At 68.8% G+C, this 22539-nt stretch carries 18 protein-coding genes; 9 read left to right on the plus strand and 9 right to left on the minus strand.

Annotated elements, in window-relative coordinates:
- Positions 1 to 8 precede the first annotated feature (8 nt).
- Positions 9 to 1004, minus strand: a complete 996-nt coding sequence (locus ACFY2A_RS27445) for an expansin EXLX1 family cellulose-binding protein (RefSeq protein WP_387175790.1) — start codon at positions 1002 to 1004, stop codon at positions 9 to 11.
- A 270-nt stretch (positions 1005 to 1274) separates the two neighbouring features.
- On the opposite strand from ACFY2A_RS27445, the gene ACFY2A_RS27450 reads away from it, so the two are divergent.
- Entirely contained in the window at positions 1275 to 3173 is a 1899-nt protein-coding gene (locus ACFY2A_RS27450; RefSeq protein ID WP_387175792.1) for a CocE/NonD family hydrolase, read from the plus strand.
- Positions 3174 to 3428: 255 nt separating this feature from the next.
- On the opposite strand, the gene ACFY2A_RS27455 is transcribed toward ACFY2A_RS27450, so the two are convergent.
- From ACFY2A_RS27455 to ACFY2A_RS27465, 3 genes are all read right to left on the minus strand, one after another.
- Positions 3429 to 3734 carry a hypothetical protein gene (locus tag ACFY2A_RS27455; RefSeq protein WP_387175794.1) on the minus strand — a complete coding sequence of 102 codons (306 nt, stop codon included), beginning with the start codon at positions 3732 to 3734 and terminating at the stop codon, positions 3429 to 3431.
- A gap of 101 nt (positions 3735 to 3835) precedes the next feature.
- Positions 3836 to 4654, minus strand: a complete 819-nt coding sequence (locus ACFY2A_RS27460; RefSeq protein WP_387175796.1) for an MOSC domain-containing protein — start codon at positions 4652 to 4654, stop codon at positions 3836 to 3838.
- Positions 4655 to 4658: 4 nt separating this feature from the next.
- Complete coding sequence (locus ACFY2A_RS27465; protein WP_363916649.1) at positions 4659 to 5492, minus strand: class I SAM-dependent methyltransferase; 834 nt, start codon at positions 5490 to 5492, stop codon at positions 4659 to 4661.
- 105 nt (positions 5493 to 5597) lie between these two features.
- Here ACFY2A_RS27465 and ACFY2A_RS27470 point away from each other — a divergent pair, with 105 nt between their 5' ends.
- A complete protein-coding gene (locus tag ACFY2A_RS27470) occupies positions 5598 to 6671 on the plus strand; it encodes an LCP family protein (RefSeq protein WP_387175798.1) in 1074 nt (357 codons plus the stop codon).
- A 64-nt stretch (positions 6672 to 6735) separates the two neighbouring features.
- On the opposite strand, the gene ACFY2A_RS27475 is transcribed toward ACFY2A_RS27470, so the two are convergent.
- A complete protein-coding gene (locus ACFY2A_RS27475; protein ID WP_387175839.1) occupies positions 6736 to 8199 on the minus strand; it encodes a sugar transferase in 1464 nt (487 codons plus the stop codon).
- A 198-nt stretch (positions 8200 to 8397) separates the two neighbouring features.
- Positions 8398 to 9342 (minus strand): endo-1,4-beta-xylanase, encoded by a 945-nt coding sequence (locus tag ACFY2A_RS27480; RefSeq protein ID WP_387175800.1) that lies wholly within the window; start codon positions 9340 to 9342, stop codon positions 8398 to 8400.
- Positions 9343 to 9838: 496 nt separating this feature from the next.
- On the opposite strand from ACFY2A_RS27480, the gene ACFY2A_RS27485 reads away from it, so the two are divergent.
- The 5 genes from ACFY2A_RS27485 to ACFY2A_RS27505 are packed head-to-tail and all read left to right on the plus strand — an operon-like array spanning position 9839 to position 15085.
- Entirely contained in the window at positions 9839 to 11368 is a 1530-nt protein-coding gene (locus ACFY2A_RS27485; protein ID WP_387175802.1) for a lipopolysaccharide biosynthesis protein, read from the plus strand.
- A 26-nt stretch (positions 11369 to 11394) separates the two neighbouring features.
- Complete coding sequence (locus ACFY2A_RS27490; RefSeq protein ID WP_387175804.1) at positions 11395 to 12414, plus strand: glycosyltransferase; 1020 nt, start codon at positions 11395 to 11397, stop codon at positions 12412 to 12414.
- Complete coding sequence (locus tag ACFY2A_RS27495; protein WP_387175806.1) at positions 12411 to 13346, plus strand: NAD-dependent epimerase/dehydratase family protein; 936 nt, start codon at positions 12411 to 12413, stop codon at positions 13344 to 13346. The genes ACFY2A_RS27490 and ACFY2A_RS27495 overlap by 4 nt, the downstream gene beginning before the upstream one ends.
- 15 nt (positions 13347 to 13361) lie before the next feature.
- Positions 13362 to 14378 (plus strand): GDP-mannose 4,6-dehydratase, encoded by a 1017-nt coding sequence (locus ACFY2A_RS27500; protein WP_387175808.1) that lies wholly within the window; start codon positions 13362 to 13364, stop codon positions 14376 to 14378.
- A complete protein-coding gene (locus tag ACFY2A_RS27505) occupies positions 14375 to 15085 on the plus strand; it encodes an NDP-sugar synthase (RefSeq protein ID WP_387175810.1) in 711 nt (236 codons plus the stop codon). The genes ACFY2A_RS27500 and ACFY2A_RS27505 overlap by 4 nt, the downstream gene beginning before the upstream one ends.
- 47 nt (positions 15086 to 15132) lie before the next feature.
- Here the strand turns inward: ACFY2A_RS27505 and ACFY2A_RS27510 are convergent, their stop codons facing one another.
- Genes ACFY2A_RS27510 through ACFY2A_RS27520 form a run of 3 tightly spaced genes read right to left on the minus strand, consistent with a single transcriptional unit; the run spans position 15133 to position 19799 of the window.
- Entirely contained in the window at positions 15133 to 16116 is a 984-nt protein-coding gene (locus ACFY2A_RS27510) for a glycosyltransferase family 2 protein (protein ID WP_387175812.1), read from the minus strand.
- Between the two features lie 24 nt (positions 16117 to 16140).
- Positions 16141 to 17946, minus strand: a complete 1806-nt coding sequence (locus tag ACFY2A_RS27515) for a hypothetical protein (protein WP_387175814.1) — start codon at positions 17944 to 17946, stop codon at positions 16141 to 16143.
- Positions 17946 to 19799, minus strand: coding sequence for a trypsin-like peptidase domain-containing protein (locus tag ACFY2A_RS27520; RefSeq protein ID WP_387175816.1), 1854 nt, complete (start codon positions 19797 to 19799; stop codon positions 17946 to 17948). Before ACFY2A_RS27520 ends, ACFY2A_RS27515 begins: the two co-directional genes overlap by 1 nt.
- Positions 19800 to 19990: 191 nt before the next feature.
- Between ACFY2A_RS27520 and ACFY2A_RS27525 the strand changes: the two genes are divergently transcribed.
- Together ACFY2A_RS27525 and hutU are read left to right on the plus strand one after the other, a co-directional pair.
- A complete protein-coding gene (locus ACFY2A_RS27525) occupies positions 19991 to 20821 on the plus strand; it encodes a MurR/RpiR family transcriptional regulator (RefSeq protein WP_387175841.1) in 831 nt (276 codons plus the stop codon).
- 12 nt (positions 20822 to 20833) lie between these two features.
- On the plus strand, positions 20834 to 22531 hold the full coding sequence (gene hutU / locus ACFY2A_RS27530; RefSeq protein WP_387175818.1) for a urocanate hydratase: 1698 nt from the start codon (positions 20834 to 20836) through the stop codon (positions 22529 to 22531).
- Positions 22532 to 22539: the final 8 nt, after the last annotated feature.

Consider the following 22539-nt stretch of genomic DNA (forward strand, 5'->3'; position numbering starts at 1 on the left):
TCGCAGCGTCAGCCGCAGCCGGGCGAGGGCGCGGCGAGCGGTGCGGGCGCGAACGCGTCAACCGCGGTCGGCTCGACCGACGTGGTCGAACCGGTCGTCACTTCGGCCGACGGCGTCGGGCGGGCGGAGGCGCGGGTCGACGCGCTGACGGACGGCTTCGCACGCGCCGACGGTGATCCGGTGGCCGTGACGGACCCACGTGAGCTGCTCCCGTACATCCGAACGGAGCTGCGCTGCACCGTGCCCGGCGCCATCCTGACGCCCGTGGCGGTGACCCGGTGGCCACGGGTGTCGGTGACCCGGATCTGGTACGGACCGGGCCCGGCGCCGGAGTCGATCAGCCAGTAGTTGTAGCTCTCCCGAGCGGCCGCCCGCCACTGGCCCGAACCGCCCTGCCGCACCTCGACCGAGCGAAGGGGGTTGCCGTGGCCGGCCACCAGCACCGCGAACCACCACTGCGACGCGCCCTCCTTGATCCGGAAGGTGAGCGGACCGGACAGCGGCGGATCGACGACCAGTCGGTAGCTGACGTCGACGATGCCCTGCACCGGGTCCGCGATGCGGGCGAACGCCTCCCGGGACAGGTCGATGTGGCCAGGTCCGCACTCGGGGCACCGGTCCATCACCATGACCCGTACGGTGCCCTTCGGCCCGGTCACCTCCAGGTATCCGCCGCAGGCGGCACCGGCGGCGTACTCGTCGGTGCCGAGCGCCACGTAGAGCCGGTCGGCGGGGGCGGCCGGGTACGAGCAGTTCCCGCCGGCCCCACGCGAGTCGTAGAAGGTCGCCTTGCCCTTGTACTCGGGCCCGGCGACCGGCGGTGCCAGCAGCCCGCCGACGGCGCGGAGCGCGGCACAGGCGGGCGCGGCGCCCGAGCGCACCGCAAGGGTGACCCCGAGGAGTACGGCGAGGGCGGCGACGCTCCCACCGGCGAGCCAGCGGCCCAGACCAGGACGGGACGCAGGCATCCCAGGCTCGTCCGCGGCGGTGGTGGCGTCGATCATGAGGACCGATGCTGCCGGACCGGCGGGCTGGCGGACAAGCGAGCTAACTGAAAACTAAGTTTGGGCAACACCCACCCGCGGTTCCCGTAGCGAACCATGCCGGTGCGTTGGCCGGAAGGCCCGAACTCCGAATTGGACACTGATCACAAACGGGTTCTCGGCGGACCGCATCCCTGACACGGTGTGCATGGATGCGCATTCCGTAATCGACAGGAATGCCATCCACGCGGGGATGAGGGCGTGGGTGGCACATGACCGAACGGATGATCATTGTCTGCACACGCACGAGCAAGGCGGCCGGCAGGCGTTCTCGCCGCGGTACTGGCAGTCTCGACGGGCGCGCTCTTCGCACCCGGTCAGGCGGCGGCGGCCCCACCCGAGATCGCTGTTGAGGACGGCGCCACCCAACCGGTCTTCTCCCTGGCCAACGCGATAAACGAGACGGTGCATGTCGATTCGGACATGGACAGCGACGGTGACGGCCTGCTCGACACCATCACCGTCCAGCTGATCCGGCCGGCGGAGACGGCCAACGGCATGCAGGTCGCATCGATCGTCAAGGCAAGTCCGTACTGGACGGTCCAGAGCCCGGCGGCCCGCCGCAGCACGGTGACCGACCCGATCGGTGACCCGGCCGTTCACTGGAGCGGTTGGTTGGACGAGTACTTCGTACCGCGAGGCTACGCGGTGCTCGAGGTCGAGATCGCCGGTACGGGCACGTCCGACGGGTGCCTGTCGGTCGGTGGCGAGTCGGACGAGCGGAGCGTGGCCGCCGTCGTCGACTGGCTCAACGGCCGTACAACCGCCAGCTACGCCGACGGCACCGCTGCGGTCGCGTCGTGGAGCACCGGCAACGTAGGCATGTACGGGACCTCGTACGACGGCACCCTGGCCACGCAGGTGGCCGAGACGGGCATCGACGGGCTCAAGACGATCGTGCCGGTCAGCAGCATCTCCAGTTGGTACGACTACACCCGGGCCCAGGGCATCGGGTACCGCAGCTGGAGCGTCCGCTACATGGAGGGGTTCACCTCCCGCTGGGGCAACGACCAGTCCCTGGTGAACTGCACGGCCCAGTACCAGGCCATCGGTGACGGTGAGACGCTGGCCGAGTGGGACTACAGCCCGTTCTTCGCGGAACGTAACTACCGCAACGACGTGGATCAGGTCCAGGCATCGGTGTTCCTCGTGCACGGGCAGCGTGACGACAACGTCAAGACCACCCAGTGGGGCCGTTACTGGGACGAGTTGGTCACGCATGACGTCCCGCGCAAGGTGTACCTGCACGACGGAGAGCACGTCGACCCGTTCTACAGCGAGTCCAAGGACCCGGTCGGCCGGTGGATGGACTACTGGCTGTACGACATCGCCAACGGTGTGATGAACGAGCCGCAGGCCACCATCGCGCGACCGGACGGCACCCAGGTGAACGAGACCGGGTGGCCGCCGGCCGGCACCACGGACACGTCGCTGTACCTGGGCCCGGCCGGCAACGGGGGCGCCGGCAGCCTCACCACCACCGCGGGAGCGGGCAGCCAGCAGTTCACCAGCTCCGGCGCGGTGGCGGAGTCGACGATGGTGGCGAGCCCCGGCACCGTGCGGAGCTACCGGCTGGCGTATCTCGGGCCGACCCTCGCCTCGGAGAGCCGGCTCTCCGGCGCCGCCCGGATCGAGGTGACGTTCACCTCGGCCACCACGAGCACCCCGCTCACGGCTCTGCTCGTGCACTACACCGGCGGGTCGGTCACCCGCGTCGTGGCACGCGGCTCGCTCGATGCCAAGAACCGCCTGTCGCTGACCACCGGCACTCCCCTGACTCCGGGGCAACAGGCCACGGGCACCGTCCTGCTGGAGCCCAAGGACTACGTCTTCCCCGCAGGCAGCCAGATCGGTCTCATTCTCACCGGCAACCTGAACGCGTTCGTCCACTCGGACCCGCTGGCGGGCCAGCTGACGGTGGCGCTCGGGACCAGCCGGGCGATCCTGCCGCTGACCGTCGCGCCAGCCCCGTCCTGCGCCGACCCGGCGTGGAGCCCCGCCGCCGTCTACAACACCAACGACGTGGTGTCGCACAACGGCCACCGCTGGCGTGCCCAGTGGTGGACGCAGAACCAGGAGCCGGGCACCACCGGTCAGTACGGCGTCTGGGTTGACCTAGGAGCCTGCTGACCTTCTCACCCCGAGGGCCCGCGCCGAAGACCGGCGCGGGCCCGACGGTCGTGTCGGCGGGTACCGCAGCCTGCTGGTGCTGCGAAAGGGCCCTGGATTACGCGTGGCGAGGGTGGCCACGGCCCCGCCGGCCAGCCAACGACGCAGCGCGGGACGCTGAGCCGGTGTCCGGCCGGCGGGGCCGCCGATTCCGTCGGTCACGTGCAGCCATGCTGCCGGAGACTCGACCGCCCGGACAAGCGAGCTAAGCGAAAGCTAAGACGGGATCCATCTCGGCTGGCCGGTGGTGACCAGCCGGCGCAGCGGCTCCACGGCGTCCGGGTGGCTGCGCAGCGCGTCCTCGATCCGGACCCGCCACACGCCGGCCTCCACCAGGTCACGGCCGTCGTCGGGAGCCGAGCGCAGCCGGTCCCGCGTCTCCCGCAGCGACTGTGCCATCCCCTCGCCCAGCAGGCGTACCACCTCACCGGCGATGCTGCGGAAGCGCTCATCGTCGGGTACCGCCCCGACCAGCGTCCGGGCCACGTCCCACGCCACCCGGGGATGATGGATCACCGACATCTCAGACTCCTTGGTCGAGGTCCCCTTCGGCCATCATCGATCCGCCGGCCGCCCGGCGGCAAGAGCTGTCCGCCGGTCGTCGCCGGGCCGTGTCCACCTGGTCAGTCGGCCAGTTCCACCGGATCGCCGAGCTTCACCTCACCCGCCTCCAACGGCACCAGGTTGAGTCCGAAGAGGACCTTACGATCGATGTTGCGGTGCCGGGCGAGGGTTCGCAGCGGCTCCCGGCCGCGTACCCCGGTCTCCTGGTCGGTGGTGATGACCAGACAGCGGGCCGACGGTTCGGCGGCGCGGAAGCGGACGGCTCCGATGCGCAGCCCGCGCCCGGCCCACTCGTCCTCCGCCCAGGCGGGGGCACCGTCGACCACCAGGTTGGGCCGGAAGCGGGTCATCGGCACCGGCTGCGCACCGCCCGCGGCGAGCCAGTCGCCGAGCGCGGCCAGCGACGCCGTGCTGGCCAGCAGCACCGGGTACGCGTCGGCGAAGCTGACCTGGTCGCCGGGGTCGTACTTCCGGTCGCCCGGCGGGATGTGCCGGGCCGGTCGGGCCAGCCGGACCAGCCGGACCGGCCGGTCGAGCAGCGCGCCGAACCAGGCGTCGGCGGCCGGCCCGGCGGGCAGCGCTTCGACCGTCAGCACCCGCCAGCGGAAGGTCCGCACCGGTACCGGCGTGACGTCGGTCGGTTCGGGCACCACCAGGTCGGGGTGGCCGTCGGCGCGCAGCAGCAGCCCGTCGGGGCCGGGCCGGGCGTGCACCCGGACCAGCGACGTGGCCTCACGCTGGGTGACGCCGACCCCCTCGGCGTCGACAAGCATCCACCGTCGGTCGTCGCCCAACCCCCACGGTCGTACGGCGGCCGCGCCGTGGACGAGACCACGGCAGCCCTTGACCGGATAGGTGGTGATCCCGCTCAGCCGCACCTGGCTACCATGCCACGCCGATGCCGTCGCCCGGGTACCAGTGGTTCGCCGGCGTCTCCCGGTAGGCGAGGAACCGCCGCCCGGTGCGTTCGGCGTGCTCGGCCAGCACGTTCGTGTGGGTGACGTTGTCGGTGAGCAGCATCGCGCCCGGGGCCAGCTTCGGCTCGACGGCGGCGAACTCACGCCGCTCGTAGGCGCGGCTGTGGTCGCTGTCGTGCAGGAACAGGTCGACTGGCCGGTCCAGCGCCGTGATCGACTCGACCGAGTCGCCGATCACCAGGTCGATCACCTCCGACCAGGGTGCGGTGCGGGCGAGGTAGCCGGCCTCGGGGTTGATGTCGATGGAACTGACCCGGCCGGGATGTCCCTCGGCGGCGTTGCGCAGCAGCGCGGCGGCCAGTACGCAACTGCCCAGCCCCTTGTCGACGCCGGTCTCGACGATGTGCTTCGGTCGCTTGGCCCGGACCATCGCGTACCAGCCGATGCGGCGGGCGTAGCGGACCTGCTTGTCGGCCAGACCGCGACGGGCGGCGCCCGCGATGGCGGAGCTGATGTGCTGCCGCAGCGCGTCATCGGCTTCAATCTCGGCGAGGTACTTGCGGACCTGCTTGACCGGCAGTTCGCAGACGACGCTGACGAACCAGGCGAGATGGTGGCGACTGAGCTTTGTCAGCTCGTACGTGTAGTTGTGATGCTCCCGCGAGGCGACCAGCCAGCGGGCTGAGGTGCGCAGCACCTTCGCGTCGTGCCGCGCGACGGCGACCAGGCGTTTCGGAAAGGCGGCGACGGGGGCGAGGCGGGTACGGGCGATCGCCCGGCGCAGCTTGACGGCATCCACCGCTGCGTTCTACCAGACGTACGGAAACAGCGAAGTAACAATGCCCGCTTCAATGGGCTGGACAGGGGCACACAGCCGGAACATGGAGTCAGTAGCATCACCGCCATGTCGAGTGGTGAGCAGGTGGGGACCATCGCCCCGGAGCAGACCCTGCCGACGGGGGACACCGACGGTTCGGAGACGACGGGCGGGTCGGTTGACAAGCCTCGCCGACGTTGGCTGCGGATCACGCTGATCGTGCTGCTGGTGCTGTCGTTGCTCGGCGTGGGTGGCGTGGTGGCGAGCGGCTTCTACCTCAAGTCCGTCGAGTCCGACATCGAGCGGGTCGACGCGTTCGACAACGTGCCCGAGGAGACCCGACCCGAGGTGGTCGCCGCGGATGCCCGCAACATACTCATTCTCGGAAGCGACTCACGCGACCCGGAGAACCCGGGCGGCTCCCGGACCGACACCATCATTCTCGCGCACCTGCCCAAGGGCCGCGCCAGCGCCCAGCTCATCTCGATCCCCCGCGACACCTGGGTCGCCGTGCCTCGCTCGAAGGAGGGTCGCGGCGGTCGCGACGCGAAGATCAATGCCGCGTACGCCTGGGGCGGCGTGCCGCTGATGGTGCAGACCGTGGAGAACTTCACCAAGGTCCGGATCGATCACGTGGTCATGGTGGACTTCGCGGGATTCAAGGACATCATCGACGCCCTCGGCGGCATCGAGGTGGAATCGGAGAAGCGGTTCACCTCCATCCATCCGCCGCACCGCACCTTCGAGGCCGGTCTGCAGACGATGGATGGCGCGGCCGCGCTCGACTTCTCCCGGCAGCGCAAGCAGTTCGCCGACGGCGACTTCACCCGGATCAAGCACCAGCAGCAAGTGATCAAGGCCATCCTGAACAAGGCCACCTCGGGCGGCATCCTCACCAATCCGGCCCGGTTGAATTCGTTCCTCCAGGCCACGTCCGGCTCGCTCTCGGTTGACAAGGACCTGTCCCTGCTGGACATGGCCACCGAGAACCGCAAGCTACGCGGTGGCAATCTCCTCTTCCTGACCAGCCCGACCAAGGGCACGGGACGGGTCGGCTCGGAGAGCGTCGTGTTCGCCGACGACGAGCGGGTCGGTCCGTTCTATGAGGCGGTTCGCCGGGACGCGGTCAAGGAGATCATCAGCAACGCCGGCAAGAAGTGACCGATGGGGTGGCGCCCTGGACGCCCAGGTGCCACCCCATTGACATTGTGCTTTCGGGTAGGCGTCAGTACGCGCCCCGCCGGTCCAGGACCACCCGAACCGTGCGCCAGAGGATGCCGAGGTCGTAGACCAACGACCAGTTGTCGACGTAGTGCAAGTCAAGCCGGACGGCGTCCTCCCAGGTGAGGTCCGACCGGCCGGAGATCTGCCAGAGCCCGGTGATGCCGGGACGCACCAGGAGCCGACGACGGACATCGCCACGGTAGTCGTCGTCCTCGGTGGGCAGCGGACGCGGACCGACCAGGGACATCTGCCCCACCAACACGTTGATCAACTGTGGCAGCTCGTCGAGCGACAGTGCACGCAGATGACGGCCGATCGGAGTGACCCGCGGATCGTTCTTCATCTTGAACAGGAGGCCGTCGCTCTCGTTGTGCGCTCGCAGTGCCTCCAGCCGCTGCTCCGCGTCCGTATACATGGTGCGGAACTTCCACACCTTGAACGCCTTGCCCTGGTGGCCGATCCGGGACTGCCGAAACATCACCGGGCCCGGGTCGGTGAACTTGATGGCAAGTGCGATACCGACAAGCGCCGGACTCAACACGATCAACCCGAACAGCGCGGCGATCCGGTCGATCAGGCTCTTGGCCAGCAGCGACAGACCGGAGATCGTCGGTTCCTCGACGTTGAGCAGCGGCAGGCCCTCGATCGGGCGGACGTGGATTCGCGGGCCGGTGACGTCGGTGACCTGCGGCACCACCACGAGGTCCAGGCCCGTGCCCTCCAGTTGCCAGGCCAGCTTGCGCAGCTCGTACGACTCCAGGCTGGCCGGGCCACAGACCGCGATCGTGTCGGCGCCCAACTGCTGCACCAACGGCACCAGGTCCCAGCCGAGGTAGACCGGGACCGGAGCCTGCACCCGCTCGCGCGTACCGGGATGCTTGGGCAGGTGGATGGCGATGGGGCGCAGTCCCGCGCCGGAGTTGCGGGTCACCACCTCGTGCACCGCCAGCGCGTCGGAGAGCCGACCCACCAGCAGCACCTTCTGCGACGCTCGCTGGCTGACCCGCCGGATCCGGCGCAGCACCACCCGAGCGACAAAGCGGAAGAAGACGGTGTACACCAGCAGGCCGATGATGATGGCGGCGACCGTTGCCCGGGAGAGGTCCTTCTTCAACCCCAGCGCGAGGAAGGAGACCGCGGCGGCCATCGCCACGTTGGCTCGTACCACCCGCTTGAGTTCTTCCGTGCCACGACCGAGCGCCCGTCGGTCGTACGCGCCGGCACCGGCGAGGATGGTCATCCACATCAGCGGCACGACGACGTTTGCCACCAGTGCGAAGGTGCTCACCGCCCCACCGAGCATCCGCTCGTCCCAGAATCCCGCGTCCGCGTCGTCGAACACCGTGACGACCGTGCGGCTGGCGGCCAACGCGGCGAGGAAGTCCAGCAGGATCAGGCAGGTCATGTAGCGCCGTCGCCACTTCGCCCGGGGGGCGACCGGACGACCGAAGACCGACCGGGGCATCCCGTTCGACGGCGGCGTGATGACCCCTAGATCCGGGTCGAAGCGAGGCGCACGCTGGGACGCTACGGTCGCCAGGAACTGAGTCTGCACGGACACGATCTTCCTTTCACTTCGCCCCCGTAGGAAATCGCGAGATGCACCTTATGCGCTGACCGGATGCCTGCCTAGTGGCGAATCGGCTCGAACTGATCGGCAAGATCAGCTCGGCGTTTCATCCGCGTGAGTCCGCAACTCATGCAGCAAAAGGTCGCGCGCTGGTTTCGCCCGCATGTCCTTGTCGTAGAGACAGGCCGCGCCGTACCCGGGGTAGTGCGCCGAGATCCAGCTGCTGGCGTCGGTGAACCCCCACACGGTGAACGACTCGCAGGTCGACACGGCAAGGCACGCTCTGAGCATGTGCTGGTAGAGCAGGGCCTGATCGAGGAGCATTTCGGGCTTGGCTGGTAGCGCGAGGCGTACGTCCAGCTCGGTGACCGCAACCGAGACACCCAGAGCGGCGAACCGTCGCATGTTCCCGATCGGGTCCTCGGGGACGGCATCCAGGCGAAGGTGGGCCTGGAAGCCCACTCCGTGCACCGGTACCCCATCGGCCCTCAGCCCGCGGACCAGCTTGAACAGTCCGTTTGCCTTCTTGGTGCGCCCTTCCACGCCGTACTCGTTGATGAACAGGCGAGCGTCGGGGTCTGCCTCGTGCGCCCAACGGAACGCGTCGGCGATGTAGCTCGGCCCGAGCCGTCGCAGCCACATGGAGTCGCGCAGGCTCCCGTCCTCCGCGAGCACCTCGTTGACCACGTCCCAGGCCCACACCTGGCCGCGATAGCGGGTCACCGTCGTCACGACGTGCTGCCGAAGTGCCGCCCTGAGCCGCTCGGCGGACCACGCCTCCGACACCCATGGCGGAACGCTGCTGTGCCACACCAACGTGTGTCCGTACACCGCCTGGCCGTTCTCCTGCGCGAAGGAGATCAGGCGGTCGCTCGCCGTCCAGTCGTACGCGCCCGGCGTCGGCTCCAGGTTGGCCCACTTCATCGCGTTCTCTGCGGTGATGGCATTGAAGTCCGCCGCGAGCGTGGCGCGGTACCGGGGATCCGCATCGAGCAACGCACCGTCGGCCGCTGCTCCGATCCGCACGTTTTCGGGCATCAGGCCGCGCAACGTGAGGGCCGGAGCATCCTGGCCGGACGGAGGATCGGCCTGCCCCACGTCCCGGTCCCAACCCACATATGCTGCACAGGCGACGAGGAACAGTGCCATTACCGTCAGCCCCGCTGTGGCCCATCTGCCGATCCGTCGGACGGTCGGCACAGCGGTCGGTGCGGCGGATCGCGGCAGCTTCGGCGACCAGGCCGAGCGCGCGGCACCCGTTGTCACGGTGCGGGAGCTGACCTCTTCGGCCATTACCATCCTCAGACGAAGGTAGCGACGCCAGTGACGAGGCCCAACTGATGCGTCTGAAGGATATTACGGGGTGGCGGGGCGGTGCCGTCCGGTTGGCGCCAGCGGGGCGGGATCAGGTCGGTACGATCCCTGACCGCTACACGCGACGCCGTCACCAGGTGGTGGCCCTCTCGACGAATCGGGTGAACTCACAGTGACCCACGGCAGGCAAACCGCTGGCGGATCCGTCGGCGCGCCACCCATGCCGAGCCAGCTGGCTTCCTCGCCTGCCGAGCAGGCCGAGCAGGCCGAGCCCGTCGTGGCCGGACCATCCTCCGGTCGCGCCGGTTCGGCCATCGTCCGGGCTGGTGCCCTGTCCATGCTCGCGCTGATGGCCGTCGGCGGCACGCGACTCGTGCATGGTTCGCTGACCAGTCACTCAACCGACCGAACCACCTATGGTCTGGTCGGCATCATGCTCGCGGCGAGCATGGTCGCAAGCCTCGTGTTGCCCGGCGGAGTGTCCAGTGGTCTGTCGAAGTTCGTCGCCTTCCATCGTGGAGCCGGCGACGTGGCTGGCGCGTGGGCGGTGCACCGTTTTCTCTACCGGCTCGGGCTGGTCGCGTCGCTGGTGCTCGGTGCGGCGACGACGATCGCGGTGAATGCGTTCCACCCGTTGAAGCCGTGGGACCTGGCCTCCCTAGCGCTGCTAACCATCACCTATTCGCTGTACACCCTGGACAAGGCTGCCCTGTACGGGCACGGCCTGGTCGCCAGGTACGCGCGCATTGAGGTGGGCACCTCCCTGCTCGCCGTCGCAAGCACCGTGGCCGTCGTCGTCACCGCCAGGACGACCTACCTGCTTCCGCTCTGCCTGGGGTACGGGCTTTTCGTCGTGCTGAGCCGCTGGCAACTGCGTCTGCACCGGCGTCGGGAGGTGGTGCCCACCGGTGGCCGCTTCCACCGGCGGGAGATCGTCACCTTCACCGTGCTCGCCAGCATCGGGACCCTCGCCAGCGCTGGCTTCCTTCAAGGCACCCAGTTGCTCGCCGGACAGTTCGTCACTCCGGCGGAGGTCGCCTACCTGGTTGCCGCGATCGCCCTGACAGCTCCTCTCTATTTCCTTCCCCGGGCACTGGCCCTCGCGCTGTTCCCGGCCATGGCCAGTGCCCAAGGTGCGGGCGACACCGGCGCGGTGCGACGCCAGGTCGACGCGGCGACCCGAGCACTGGCCGTGACGATGACGCCGCTCTTTCTGGCCGGACTGATGGCCGCCCCGCTCATCCTCACCCTCTTCGGCGGCAGTGCGTACGCCGATGGTGCCCAGGTTCTCCGGGTCATGCTCTGTGCCTCGTTCATCGGCATCCTTCAGGTGCCATCGGTAAACGCGCTCGCCAGCGATGCCGCCGCCCGTACCCGGATCCCAGTCGCCTCCGCGGTGGTCGGATGCGTGACCGGCCTGGCTGTGGCCGCCTGGACCGCACCGACGTTGGGCGCGACCGGGATCGCCGTCGGTTACCTGGTGGGCACGACGGTCACCGCGGCGATCCCCGTGATCGCGGTCCAGCGTCTGCACCGGCTCCAATGGGGCCCGATCCTGGTGCGTTGTGTCGGGCTGCTGACGGGTGGGGCGCTCCTGGCGCATTCCGACCTCATGCGGACCTGGACCTGGTCTGCTGCCGCGATCAGTGTCGGCGTGCTGACAGTGGCAGCTGCGGTGCTGCGGTCCGACCTCCGCGCACTGCTCGGAGTTCTTCAGGCGCGCCGGCGTTCCGCGACGGAAGCCGGCTGAATCGCTTCATGTCACGAGGGGAAGCAGTGAACAACGCACACCAGCACGGGACCACCGACCGTGCGCTCCGGATTTTGGCGGTCACCAACCTCTGGCCGGAGGATGGAAGTTACCGGGGCATCTTCGTACAACGTCAGGTCGCGGCATTGCGCAGCCGCGGGCATCACGTCGATGTGGAAGTCGTCGCCCAGTCGCGCGGCAAGTGGGACTACCTCACGGCGGCACCCAGGGTACGTCGGCGGGCGCGGACGGGAGGCTACGACGTCGTCCATGTGCACTACGGCATGACCGCGCCCGCTACCCGATTCGCCGGTCACCCGGTCCGCGTGCTCTCGCTCTACGGCAGCGACATCAACGTTCCCCGCCAGCGATTCATGACGCGGCTGGGTTGGGGCGGCAGCCGGGCACGGATCTACGTGTCTCGGCGGCTCGCCGAGACCGCGCGGGATCCGGCTGGTCACGTCGTCGCCAACGGCGTCGACTTTCGGCTGTTCCAGCCGGGTGATCGGAGCGCCGCCCGGCAGGCACTCGGCATCTCGGGCACCGACCGAGTGGTCCTGTTCGGCGCCGATCCGAGCAGGCCGGTCAAGGGCTATGACCTGTTCCATGAGGTCGTGACCCGCTTGAGGCAGCGGGATCCGTCGGTACGTGAGCTGATCCTCTCCACACCCGGCCAACCCGAAGCCGATCTGGTCCGCAAGTACGACGCTGCCGACGTGTTGCTGTTCACCTCCCGCCCGGGTAGCGAGGGTTCTCCGACCGTCGTCAAGGAGGCAGCGGCGATGGGCCTTCCGGTCGTTTCGGTGGATGTCGGCGATGTCCAGGAGGTCCTGTCCGGGGTACGGCCCGGGGCCGTGGTCCGATTCCCCTCCGGCGGGGTGACCGGTCCGGAACGGTCCAGCCTGGTCGAGAACCTGGCCGACCGGGTGACCGAGGTACTGGACGCCGGCTCCCGGGCCGACGGCCGTGAGCAGAACGCTTGGTTGGACGAGCACCTTGTCGCCGACCGGATCACCGAGATCTACCACGATTTGTTGAAATCATGACCACGACGCTGGTCACCGGATCACATGGATGGGTCGGTCACCATCTGCGCCGGCAGCTTGTCGCCCGTGGGCACAACGTCGTCGGCGTGGGACGCCGGCAGCGGACGGTACCGGCGGGCGAACGGTACCTCCAGCTCAACCTGAGGGATGCGCCAGCGGTCGCGGCAGCGGTCGATGCGATTCGACCGACTGTCGTCCTGCATCTGGCCGCGACCGTTCCTCAGCGGAACGGCTCCCTGACGGACGTCGTCGCGGACGCCGTGGAGTCGACGTACAACCTCTGCCGGGCACTGCGCACCGCCGACGTCGGGACGCCGCCGCACCTGGTGCTGGCCGGGTCGGCGGCACAGTACGGTGGCGTGCCGTCGGCCGAGAACCCGATCAGCGAAGATACGCTGCCCCGCCCGTTGAATACCTACGGGCATGCCAAGGCGGCTGCGGAATCACTTGCGCTCGCTATGGCTGCGGATGGCCGGCTCCGAGTCACAGTGGCTCGCCCCTTCAACCATGTCGGTCCAGGCGAGAGCAGTGCGACGTTGGCAGGTGCCCTGGCCAGCCGGATCGCCGCCGTTCTCGCCGGCCGCAGTGATCGGGTCCAGGTGGCGGACCTCGATGCGGTGCGGGACTTCACCGATGTCCGGGATGTCGCGCGAGCGTACGTGGAACTGGCTGAGATCAGCCAGGCCGAAGATATCTACAATGTCTGCTCGGGTTCCGGGGTGACCGTCCGTACCGTGCTGGAGACACTGCTCGACCTCGCCAATCTGGACCACCGCGTCGTGGAACTCATCGAGGGTCGAAGCGCCATCCGGTTCCAGGTGGGCTCGGCGGAGCGGCTCGCAGCCCGGACGGGTTGGAAGGCCGAGATACCGCTGCGGGAGAGTCTCCGCGAGTTGCTCACCGAACTGACCGACCGCCCGGCCCACGACTGACCAGGAAGGCAACGCATGACCGCGTCGACGAAAGACCAGGAATGGGCGGGGCGTCGCATCCTCGTCACGGGTGCTGGTGGGTTCATCGGCTCCCATCTGACCGAGCGGCTGGTCCGCGCCGGTGCGGAAGTACGGGCCATGGTGCGCTACACCGGACGGTCCGACATCGGCATGCTCCGCGACGTGGATCCGCACGTACTCCGCGCGGTCGAGATCGTGCACTCGGACATCACTGACCCCTTCGCGGTGCGCCGCAGCATGGACGGGTGCGACGCGGTCTTCCATCTCGCAGCTCTGATCGCCATCCCCTACAGCTATGTCGCCCCCGCCTCGTACGTCGCAACCAACGTCACCGGCACTCTGAACGTCTTGGAAGCTGCGCGTGACCTGGGGACCCGCCGCATCGTGCACACCTCCACCTCGGAGACCTACGGCACGGCCCGATACACGCCGATTGACGAGAATCATCCGCTCCAGCCCCAGTCCCCCTACTCGGCCTCGAAAATCGGCGCGGACGCGACGGCCGAGTCGTTTCACCGCTCGTTCGATGTACCGGTGGCAACCATCCGCCCCTTCAACACATACGGTCCGCGGCAGAGCGCCCGCGCCGTCATTCCGACGATCGCCGCGCAGGTGGTCGCTGGCCGAGACAAGATCGCATTGGGTGACCTACGCCCGGTACGCGACCTCACCCATGTCTCGGACACGGTAAACGGATTCCTCGCGGTCGCCTCCTCGGATGCCTGCGTCGGCCAGGTGACGAACATCGGGAACGGCCGGGGTATCTCCATCGGCGATCTTGCCCGGCTGATCGGAGAAATCGCCGGACGGCCGGAGATCGAGGTGGTGGCGGACGACAAGCGGCTACGTCCGCCGCAGAGCGAGGTGTTCGAACTGGTCGCGGCGACCGACCGGGCGCGGGAGCGATGTGGGTGGCAACCGACAGTCGGTCTTCGAGCAGGTCTGGCGGACGTCATCGAGTACGTCCGGGCCCATCTGGACCGCTTCGACGTGGACCGGTACGCGGTATGAGGGCCGTGATCCTGGCCGGTGGACGGGGAACTCGGCTCCGCCCCTTCACCACCAGTTTCCCCAAGCCGCTGATGCCGGTTGGTGACCTCCCCATCCTGGAGATCCTGCTCCGACAATTGAAGGCGCACGGCGTTGACGAGGTGACGCTGCTTACCGGCCACCTGGCCTACCTGTTGGAGGGCTACTTCGAAGATGGGCGTCGGTGGGGTATCAACATCGACTACGTGCGGGAGGATCAGCCGCTGGGCACTGCAGGGCCGTTACGGCAGCTCGCTGATCAGTTGACCGACGATTTCTTCGTCATGAACGGCGATCTGCTGACCGACCTCGACTTCACCGCGTTGATGGCGCAGCACCGGGCCGGCAGCGCCACAGTGACCGTAAGCGTCCACACCCGGGCGGAGAAGATCGACTTGGGGGTACTCAAGATCGACGCTTCTGGCGATCTCGTGGGATACGAGGAGAAGCCGACGTTGAAACTGGACGTGTCAATGGGTGCCTATGCCATGTCACCTGCCGCCCTGGCCAACATTCCCGCAGGCCCGTACGACATGCCCCAACTCATCCTTGATCTACTGGCCAAAGGCCAACGGATCCGGAGCTGGCGACACCAGGGGTTCTGGCTCGACATCGGTCGCGTGGACGACTACAGCCTGGCCAACAAGATGTTCACCGAGAACCCGAGCGGTTTCCTCCCCCAGGCGTGACCGGGTAGCGGTCGAGCCGTCGCCCTGGCGGCGCCGGCTCGACTTCCCTATCGGCCGAGTGACGAGACCAGCCACTTGCCGATCTCGCTGCCCGCGCGGATCGCCTTGATCCCGAGGGCCAGACCCGGCACCTTCGGTCGGCGGTAACGGTCGATGAGGTCGAACCAGACCATCAGGCCGGTGAAACGTCGACGGCTGATACTGCCCGGGTGCCGGTGGAACCGCACGACCGGATGCGGAAGGTGCCGGGGCTGGACGCCACTGGTGAGCGCACGCAGGACGAGCTCGACATCGACCTTGATGGGCAACTGCTCGTCGTACCCACCCAGCTGTACCAACAGCTCCCGCTCGATCGACATCCCGGAGTGCTTGAAGGGCAGCCTCGGCCGAGCCAGCACGGACCAGAGCATCTGACGGCTGCTGGTGTACGTGGGCAGGTTAATCCTCTTCGCCGATTCCCCGACGAATTCCTCGTAGTCCGTGTAAATCCAGGAGGCGCCGGTGGCGGCGACGAACTCCTGGATCCGTGCCAACCCATCCCCGGCCAGTTCGTCGTCCGAGTCGAGGACCGTGATCCATCTTCCACGAGCGATCCGCAACGCATTGTTGCGCGCGGCGCTGATCCCCAGTGGCTTCTGACGAACCAGCCGGATGCGCTGGTCGGCCAGAAGTTCCGCCTCGGCAAGGCACTGTTGGACCGGCACGGCCGAGCCGTCGTCGACCACCACCACCTCGAAGTCGCCGAAGCTGCCCGCGAGCACGCTTCGGATCGACTTGACGACGAGATCCGGCCGGTCTCTTACCGCGATGCACACAGAGATCGCAGGTTTGACTTCGCGCACGGGTTCCATGAAGCCGACGGTCGGTGCATCGACAGCCGGCATGCTCTTACGCACGCCTACCTCACCCATGTCGCACTCCACCCCCGTGTTGGTCACTCGCTCCCGGCGCATCGGCGACCTGCTACGAGTGGCCGCAACGTCGACAGGTTCCGGCGGCAGATGGCAGTTTAGCGATCGGCGATACCCCACACCACTACCTAAAGTGGATGGGGGTCAACCGAACGTCCGATTCACGCCCTCTGCACCGAAGTCAGTCGACCGACGTACCTGCCGCGACTGGGCGAGAATCTCGTCGGTGGAGAGGATCTGCGTGTCGGCCTCCTCGCCGTTGCGGGCGGCCGGTAGCGGGGACGGCACCCCGGTGGCCCTGGTAGTGACCGCCGTGTCTCCGGGCTGACGGGTCGCCCACCAGCCCACCGCGACGATCGCCCAAAGCAGCGGCGGCAGTAACGGGTCCTCCATCGACGGCGAGAGGAATCCGACGACACATGCGAACACGATCGCGGCGATGCCCCAGATCGTGGCCTGAGGGCTCGCCCGTCTGGAGCGTCGATCGTGTCGGGCTCGGTGCACCAACGGCCGGGCGACCGCAGCCAGCCAGACGAGGTAGACGACAAGCCCGAGCAGGCCCACCTCCATGACGAGGTGAAGCCAGAAGGAATCGACCTGGACAGCCTGGAAGCCGTACCGGTTGAATCCCTCCGGGCCGAACTTTGGATTCTTGTGCCAGTTGGGGTTGTCCTTCTCGGCCACGATGCCACCGAACTGGCCGATGCCGAAGCCAAGGATCGGCTGGCGCGGCAGGATCCGCGCCGCCTGCTGAAGGTAGAGGACCCGGATCTCGCGTACGGGTGCTGGCGACGGGGCGGCCGAGGACGGTTTCGCCGACGTGGTCGCTTGCGGCGTTCCCTGGCTCGCCTGGGACGTAGCCGTGGGTCGTGCGGACGGGTTGGTCGCACGTGGCGACGGCTCGGCAGATGGGGTCGCCTCGGCGTCACCCGGTCGACTGGATGGTTTTACATTGGACGGCACGGACGGAGTGGCCGTGGCAGCCGGCGGCGTGACCCTTTCCGGCTCGCTACCGGCTGGGTTCCGAAATCCGGTCAGGGTGTTCTCCAACCGGCGCTCCCACTCCGCGCGGTTGTCCGGACGGACAGCGATCTGCGCGACGGTGCACAGCACCACGATGAGACAGACGCCAAGGACCCGTCGTGCGCTTCCTCGCACCAACACCGCGATCAACAGCCCCGCGGCCAGCACGCCCAGCAGGGACTCGCGGGACTGGGTCGCGGACATGGCGAGTGCCGCCACTGAGGCGACGATCCACCAACTGCGGCCGACCCGGCCACTCACCGCGACCCAGGCGATGAAGCCCAGCAGAGCGAGCCCGAGGAGATGCCCGAGGTGGTTGGGGTGGGGCTGCAGCCCTTGCGCCCGACTCTGGTCGGCCCAGGTGAGATCGACCCAACCGAGCGCGGTGTACGCCGGATGACCGATCACCATCTGGACGAGGGCGAGCACCACGTTGACGCCCAGCACAACGGCCACCGGAATCAGCATCCGGCGAACCAGGACCCAGTTCAGATCGGCGGCCCGTAACGCGTAGAAGACGATGACGCCACGGAAATAGACGAAGAGCGCCTCCCCCATCAGGGTCATCGACGAGTCATTGACCACACCGGCGAGCAACATCACCAGACCCAGCACGACCAGGGCAAGATCGGCGAAGGTGCGGAAGCGTTGCCATAGTCGGTCGAGGAGGACCTTCGTCACCGTCACCGCTGCGAGGCCGAGATACAACCCCGTCTTGACGTGCTTCGGCCACTGGGCCGCATTCTCCAGGTTCGCCCGAGGGTCCTCGCTGCTCGGACCGGTGAGCACCTGAGCCCAGGTCTCGACCAGTACGTGCACCAGCAGCACACCGACCAGGACGACGATGGCGGTGGTGAGGATCCGGGAGGCCCGGCGTGCCGGGACGGTGCCCGCGTCCGGCACCGCAACGGGAGACGCGCTGGGCATCAGTTCGACCTCCGACGCGCCATCAGCACCACGAGGATGATCAGCGCGACAAGGACGGCCGCACCGGCGGACACGAGCAGCACCGTGATCCAGGACGACCCGCCTGTCGGGGTGCCCTGGTTCTGCTGTCGTTCGATGGCGTTCTGCCGGTACGCCTGGGCAAGGAGATTGCCGGGGGACGACTCGGCGACCCGCTCGAGCTCAGCGATCGCGGTGCCGTCGTCACCAGCGAAGTAGGAGTCCAGAGCGTTTCGGTACAGCTTGTCGGTGTCACCGAGCGTGTTCTCGACGCCCGCCTCGTCCAGCAGGCCGCTGACCGTGGATGCGGGCAACAGCACCCGGTTGGCCCGGTCCGGGCGAGCATGATCCTGGTCGACCATCGCGGCGATCCGACCGCTGGGGTCAAGGGCGACGCCGCCGTGGGAGGCGCTGCCGAGGTCCTCGCTGATCCGGTGGATCGACACTGGCCCCCGCCGCCCCGACCCACTGATCGTCACCAGTTTCGACTGCGGTCGGTAGGTCGCAGTGCGGAACTCCGAGTCAGTGGTGGCGAACCCGATGATGAGCACCGTGCCGCCCTCCTCGAGCCCGGCCGACGGGTTGAGTTCCACCGCAGGCAGGTTGTCCTGGGTGAGCTTGATGAGTGCGGTGTTGCCCGCCTCGGCAGGCAGGGTGCGAACAACCTCGACCGGAATGGCCGGTGAGGTTGTCTGATTGCCGGTGGCGGTATTGAGCTGCGCGAAAACCTCGCCAGCCGGTGGGCTGTCCGGTTCGATTCCGGTGAATCGGACCTTGGGCAGGTTGGTCTGCACGTAGCCCGGGACCTCCGCATCCGTCAACTCCCGCTCGCGTACGAGCATTCGGGCCACCGCATCGAGGGCGATCTGTCTGGCGTTCTCCTCGGTCGGCTGCACGCAGGACGTGCTGGTGAGGGCATGTCCGTCCGGGTTGACCACGAAGGCACTGCACCGCCGGGTGAAAATGATGGGCGTGCTACGAACGGGGACGTTCGTGCTGGCGTCCCGCACGTAGCCGGTGAAGACCGCCTCCACGAAGACGAGCGACGGGGCGGCTGCGGCCAGTGCTCGTTCCTCCGAGCTGAACGGGACCGCCTGCGCCCACGGCCGCAAACCCGGCTCGACCTGGGCTCCGCTGGGAAACGCCGAGGGACCGGCCGCCGGTGGACTCGACGGCGGCTCGGAGTCGTCACCGGCAAGCGCCCAGACGGCGACACCCGAGCCGAGCGCCACCACCAGTACGAGGCTGGCCAGCGAAACCCAGAGTCCGGTTCGCCGCTTTGATGGCGTCGAGGGCTGGATGCGGCGGGCCGGCGCGGTGAACGGGTCATAGCCCCGTTCGTCGACGGACGGACCAGAGCTGGGGGAGGTTGGCGCGCCGGAAATCGGGGCCGAGTAGGCGGGCTGCGTCGGAACCGGGCTCACCGGCTGAGGCGCACCGGACACCGGCTGCGGCGCACCGGACACGGACTGCGGCAAACCCGAAACCGGCTGCGGCGGACCGGACACGGGAGGGGCAGACGTGGGCACGGGCTGGTAGTCGACGCCGAGGGCTCGGAACAACTGCTCCGCCGCCGGGCCAGCCTCGGCGGAGTAGGCGACCCAGGGTGCGGGCGCGGAGAAGTCCGCGTACGCGAAGGGGGCATTACCTGGTGCTTGAGCGAGACTGTTGGCGGTGCCGGCGAACGCTTCACGCCAGCCTGCGGTGGCGGCCACGGTGGCGTCCAGCACGGCCACCGTGACGAAGCGACCCTGCCCGTCCACGGCCGCCCACGCTTTACCGACCGGCGACCCGCCCAGCAGGTGGGTGTACCGGTAGGGGCCGTCCGGCTGCATGGCAACTCCTCTACTCGACCGCGGTGCGGATCCTATCCACCTGCCGCACCCCTATCTGCCCGCTGGTCGCCCCATTTCCGAGGGCGGTCCCGAAACCGCAGACCAGACGTCGTCCACAATGGAATGGGCAGATCAGCTTGCCGGATGAAAGTTTTCATGCATAGAGTCACGGGGTGAATGAGGGAGTTGCCATGGCGTCGGCGGAGCGGGTCGTCGGCCTGTTCGACGGGGTCCGGCTCACCCCGACGCAGCGGCGCATCGCGCACTGTCTGGTGCAGCACGCCCCCGCGATCGGCTACCTCTCCGCCGCCGAGGTCGCCGAACTGGCCGGGGTCAGTCAGCCGTCGGTCACCCGGTTCGCGGTGGCGCTGGGCCACGACGGCTACCCGGCCCTGCGTCGCCGGCTGCGCGAGCTGACCGCCGCCGCGCCCGGCCCGGCCACCGCCGGCAACGAACTTCAGCAGGCGGTACGCGCCGAGATCGGCAACCTGGACCGGCTGGCCGGGCAGTTGGCCGACCGGGAGCGGATCGCCGAGACCGGGCGTCTGCTGGCGGCCAGCCGGCCGCTGCCGGTGCTCGGCCTGCGCTCCGCCGCGCCGCTGGCCGCGTACTTCGCGTACTTCGCCGCCAAGGTGCATCCCGACGTGCGGGTGCTCGACGACGGCGGCAGCCTGCTCACCGACCGCCTCGAACAGGCCGCCGAGGCGGGCGCGCGGGCGCTGCTGGCGTTCGTGCTGCCGCGCTACCCCCGGGAGACCCTGGACGCGCTGCGTGCGGCCCGCGAGGCGCAGCTGACGGTCGTCGCGATCACCGACTCGCCGGTGAGCCCGGCGACCGAGCACGCCGACGTGGTGCTCTCCGCCGCGGTCGGCGCGCAACTCGTGTTCGACCTGCACACCGCTCCGATGACCCTGGCCATGGTGCTGCTCCAGGCGATCTGCGACGCCGCCCCGGCCGAGACCCAGCGGCGGCTGGAGGCGTTCGAAGCCTCAGCGGCCCGTCGACAGTTGTTCCTCGGTTAGGAGGAGTCCGCCATGACCCACGCCGACCAGACCGCCCCCGGACCTGTTCGGGCCGCCCGGGGCACGGAGCGCACCGCCCGTGGCTGGCCGCAGGAGGCCGCCCTGCGGATGTTGATGAACAACCTCGACCCCGAGGTCGCCGAACGCCCCGACGACCTCGTCGTGTACGGCGGCACCGGTAAGGCCGCCCGGGACTGGCCGTCGTACCACGCCCTGGTGCGGACGCTCACCGAACTGCGTGACGACGAGACGATGCTTGTGCAGTCGGGCCGCCCGGTCGGCGTGCTGCGTACCCACGAGTGGGCGCCCCGGGTGCTGCTGGCCAACTCGAACCTGGTCGGCGACTGGGCGACCTGGCCGGAGTTCCGCCGCCTGGAACAGCTCGGTCTGACCATGTACGGGCAGATGACCGCCGGCTCGTGGATCTACATCGGCACCCAGGGCATCCTCCAGGGCACCTACGAGACGTTCGCCGCCGTGGCGGCCAAGCTCGCCGGTGCCCTCGATGACGGGCAGCCGACCAGCGACGGCACCCTCGCCGGCACCCTGACGCTCACCGCCGGTTGTGGCGGCATGGGCGGGGCGCAGCCCCTCGCGGTCACCATGAACGGTGGCGTCTGCCTGATCGTGGACGTGGACCGCAGCCGGCTGGCCCGCCGGGCGCACGACCGCTACCTCGACGAGATCGCCGACGACCTGGACGACGCGGTGCGGCGGGTGCTCGCCGCCAAGCACGACCGTCGGGCACTCAGCGTCGGTGTCGTCGGCAACGCCGCCACGGTCTTCCCGGAGCTGCTGCGCCGGGGCGTACCGGTCGACATCGTCACCGACCAGACGAGCGCCCACGATCCGCTGTCGTACCTGCCGGAGGGGGTCGAGCTGGCCGACGCCCGGGACTACGCGACGGCCAAACCGGTCGAGTTCACCGACCGGGCCCGGGCGTCGATGGCCAGGCACGTCGAGGCGATGGTGGGCTTCCTCGACGCGGGCGCGGAGGTCTTCGACTACGGCAACTCGATCCGGGGCGAGGCCCGGCTCGGCGGCTACGAGCGCGCGTTCGACTTCCCCGGCTTCGTGCCGGCGTACATCCGGCCGTTGTTCTGCGAGGGTAAGGGGCCGTTCCGGTGGGCGGCGCTCTCCGGCGACCCGGCCGACATCGCCGCCACCGACCGGGCGATCCTGGACCTCTTCCCGGAGAACGAGTCCCTCGCGCGGTGGATCCGGATGGCCGGCGAGCGGGTCGCCTTCCAGGGGCTGCCCGCGCGCATCTGCTGGCTCGGTTACGGCGAGCGGGACCGGGCGGGCGTACGGTTCAACGAGATGGTCGCCTCGGGTGAGTTGAGCGCGCCGGTGGTGATCGGTCGTGACCATCTGGACTGCGGCAGCGTGGCCAGCCCGTACCGGGAGACCGAGGCGATGGCCGACGGCTCCGACGCGATCGCCGACTGGCCGCTGCTCAACGCGCTTGTCAACACCGCCAGCGGGGCGTCCTGGGTGTCCATCCATCACGGCGGTGGGGTCGGCATCGGCCGGTCCATCCACGCCGGTCAGGTCTGCGTGGCCGACGGCACGGCGTTGGCCGGGCAGAAGATCGAGCGGGTGTTGACCAACGACCCGGCGATGGGCGTCATCCGGCACGTCGACGCCGGCTACGAAGACGCCCGCGAGGTGGCCACCCGCACCGGCGTCCGCGTCCCGATGGCGGAGTGAGGAAGGCC

Source organism: Micromonospora sp. NPDC000442, from assembly GCF_042898635.1.
Classification (GTDB): Bacteria; Actinomycetota; Actinomycetes; order Mycobacteriales; family Micromonosporaceae; genus Micromonospora.

Coding starts and splice junctions, on each gene's coding strand:
- ACFY2A_RS27505 (WP_387175810.1), top strand. CDS start 14,375: ATGAGGGCCGTGATCCTGGCCGGTGGACGGGGAACTCGGCTCCGCCCC.
- ACFY2A_RS27480 (WP_387175800.1), bottom strand. CDS start 9,342: ATGCCCGAAAACGTGCGGATCGGAGCAGCGGCCGACGGTGCGTTGCTC.
- ACFY2A_RS27475 (WP_387175839.1), bottom strand. CDS start 8,199: ATGCCCCGGTCGGTCTTCGGTCGTCCGGTCGCCCCCCGGGCGAAGTGG.
- ACFY2A_RS27445 (WP_387175790.1), bottom strand. CDS start 1,004: ATGATCGACGCCACCACCGCCGCGGACGAGCCTGGGATGCCTGCGTCC.
- ACFY2A_RS27485 (WP_387175802.1), top strand. CDS start 9,839: ATGCCGAGCCAGCTGGCTTCCTCGCCTGCCGAGCAGGCCGAGCAGGCC.
- ACFY2A_RS27470 (WP_387175798.1), top strand. CDS start 5,598: ATGTCGAGTGGTGAGCAGGTGGGGACCATCGCCCCGGAGCAGACCCTG.
- ACFY2A_RS27520 (WP_387175816.1), bottom strand. CDS start 19,799: ATGCAGCCGGACGGCCCCTACCGGTACACCCACCTGCTGGGCGGGTCG.
- ACFY2A_RS27495 (WP_387175806.1), top strand. CDS start 12,411: ATGACCACGACGCTGGTCACCGGATCACATGGATGGGTCGGTCACCAT.
- hutU (WP_387175818.1), top strand. CDS start 20,834: ATGACCCACGCCGACCAGACCGCCCCCGGACCTGTTCGGGCCGCCCGG.
- ACFY2A_RS27525 (WP_387175841.1), top strand. CDS start 19,991: ATGGCGTCGGCGGAGCGGGTCGTCGGCCTGTTCGACGGGGTCCGGCTC.
- ACFY2A_RS27500 (WP_387175808.1), top strand. CDS start 13,362: ATGACCGCGTCGACGAAAGACCAGGAATGGGCGGGGCGTCGCATCCTC.
- ACFY2A_RS27455 (WP_387175794.1), bottom strand. CDS start 3,734: ATGTCGGTGATCCATCATCCCCGGGTGGCGTGGGACGTGGCCCGGACG.
- ACFY2A_RS27515 (WP_387175814.1), bottom strand. CDS start 17,946: ATGCCCAGCGCGTCTCCCGTTGCGGTGCCGGACGCGGGCACCGTCCCG.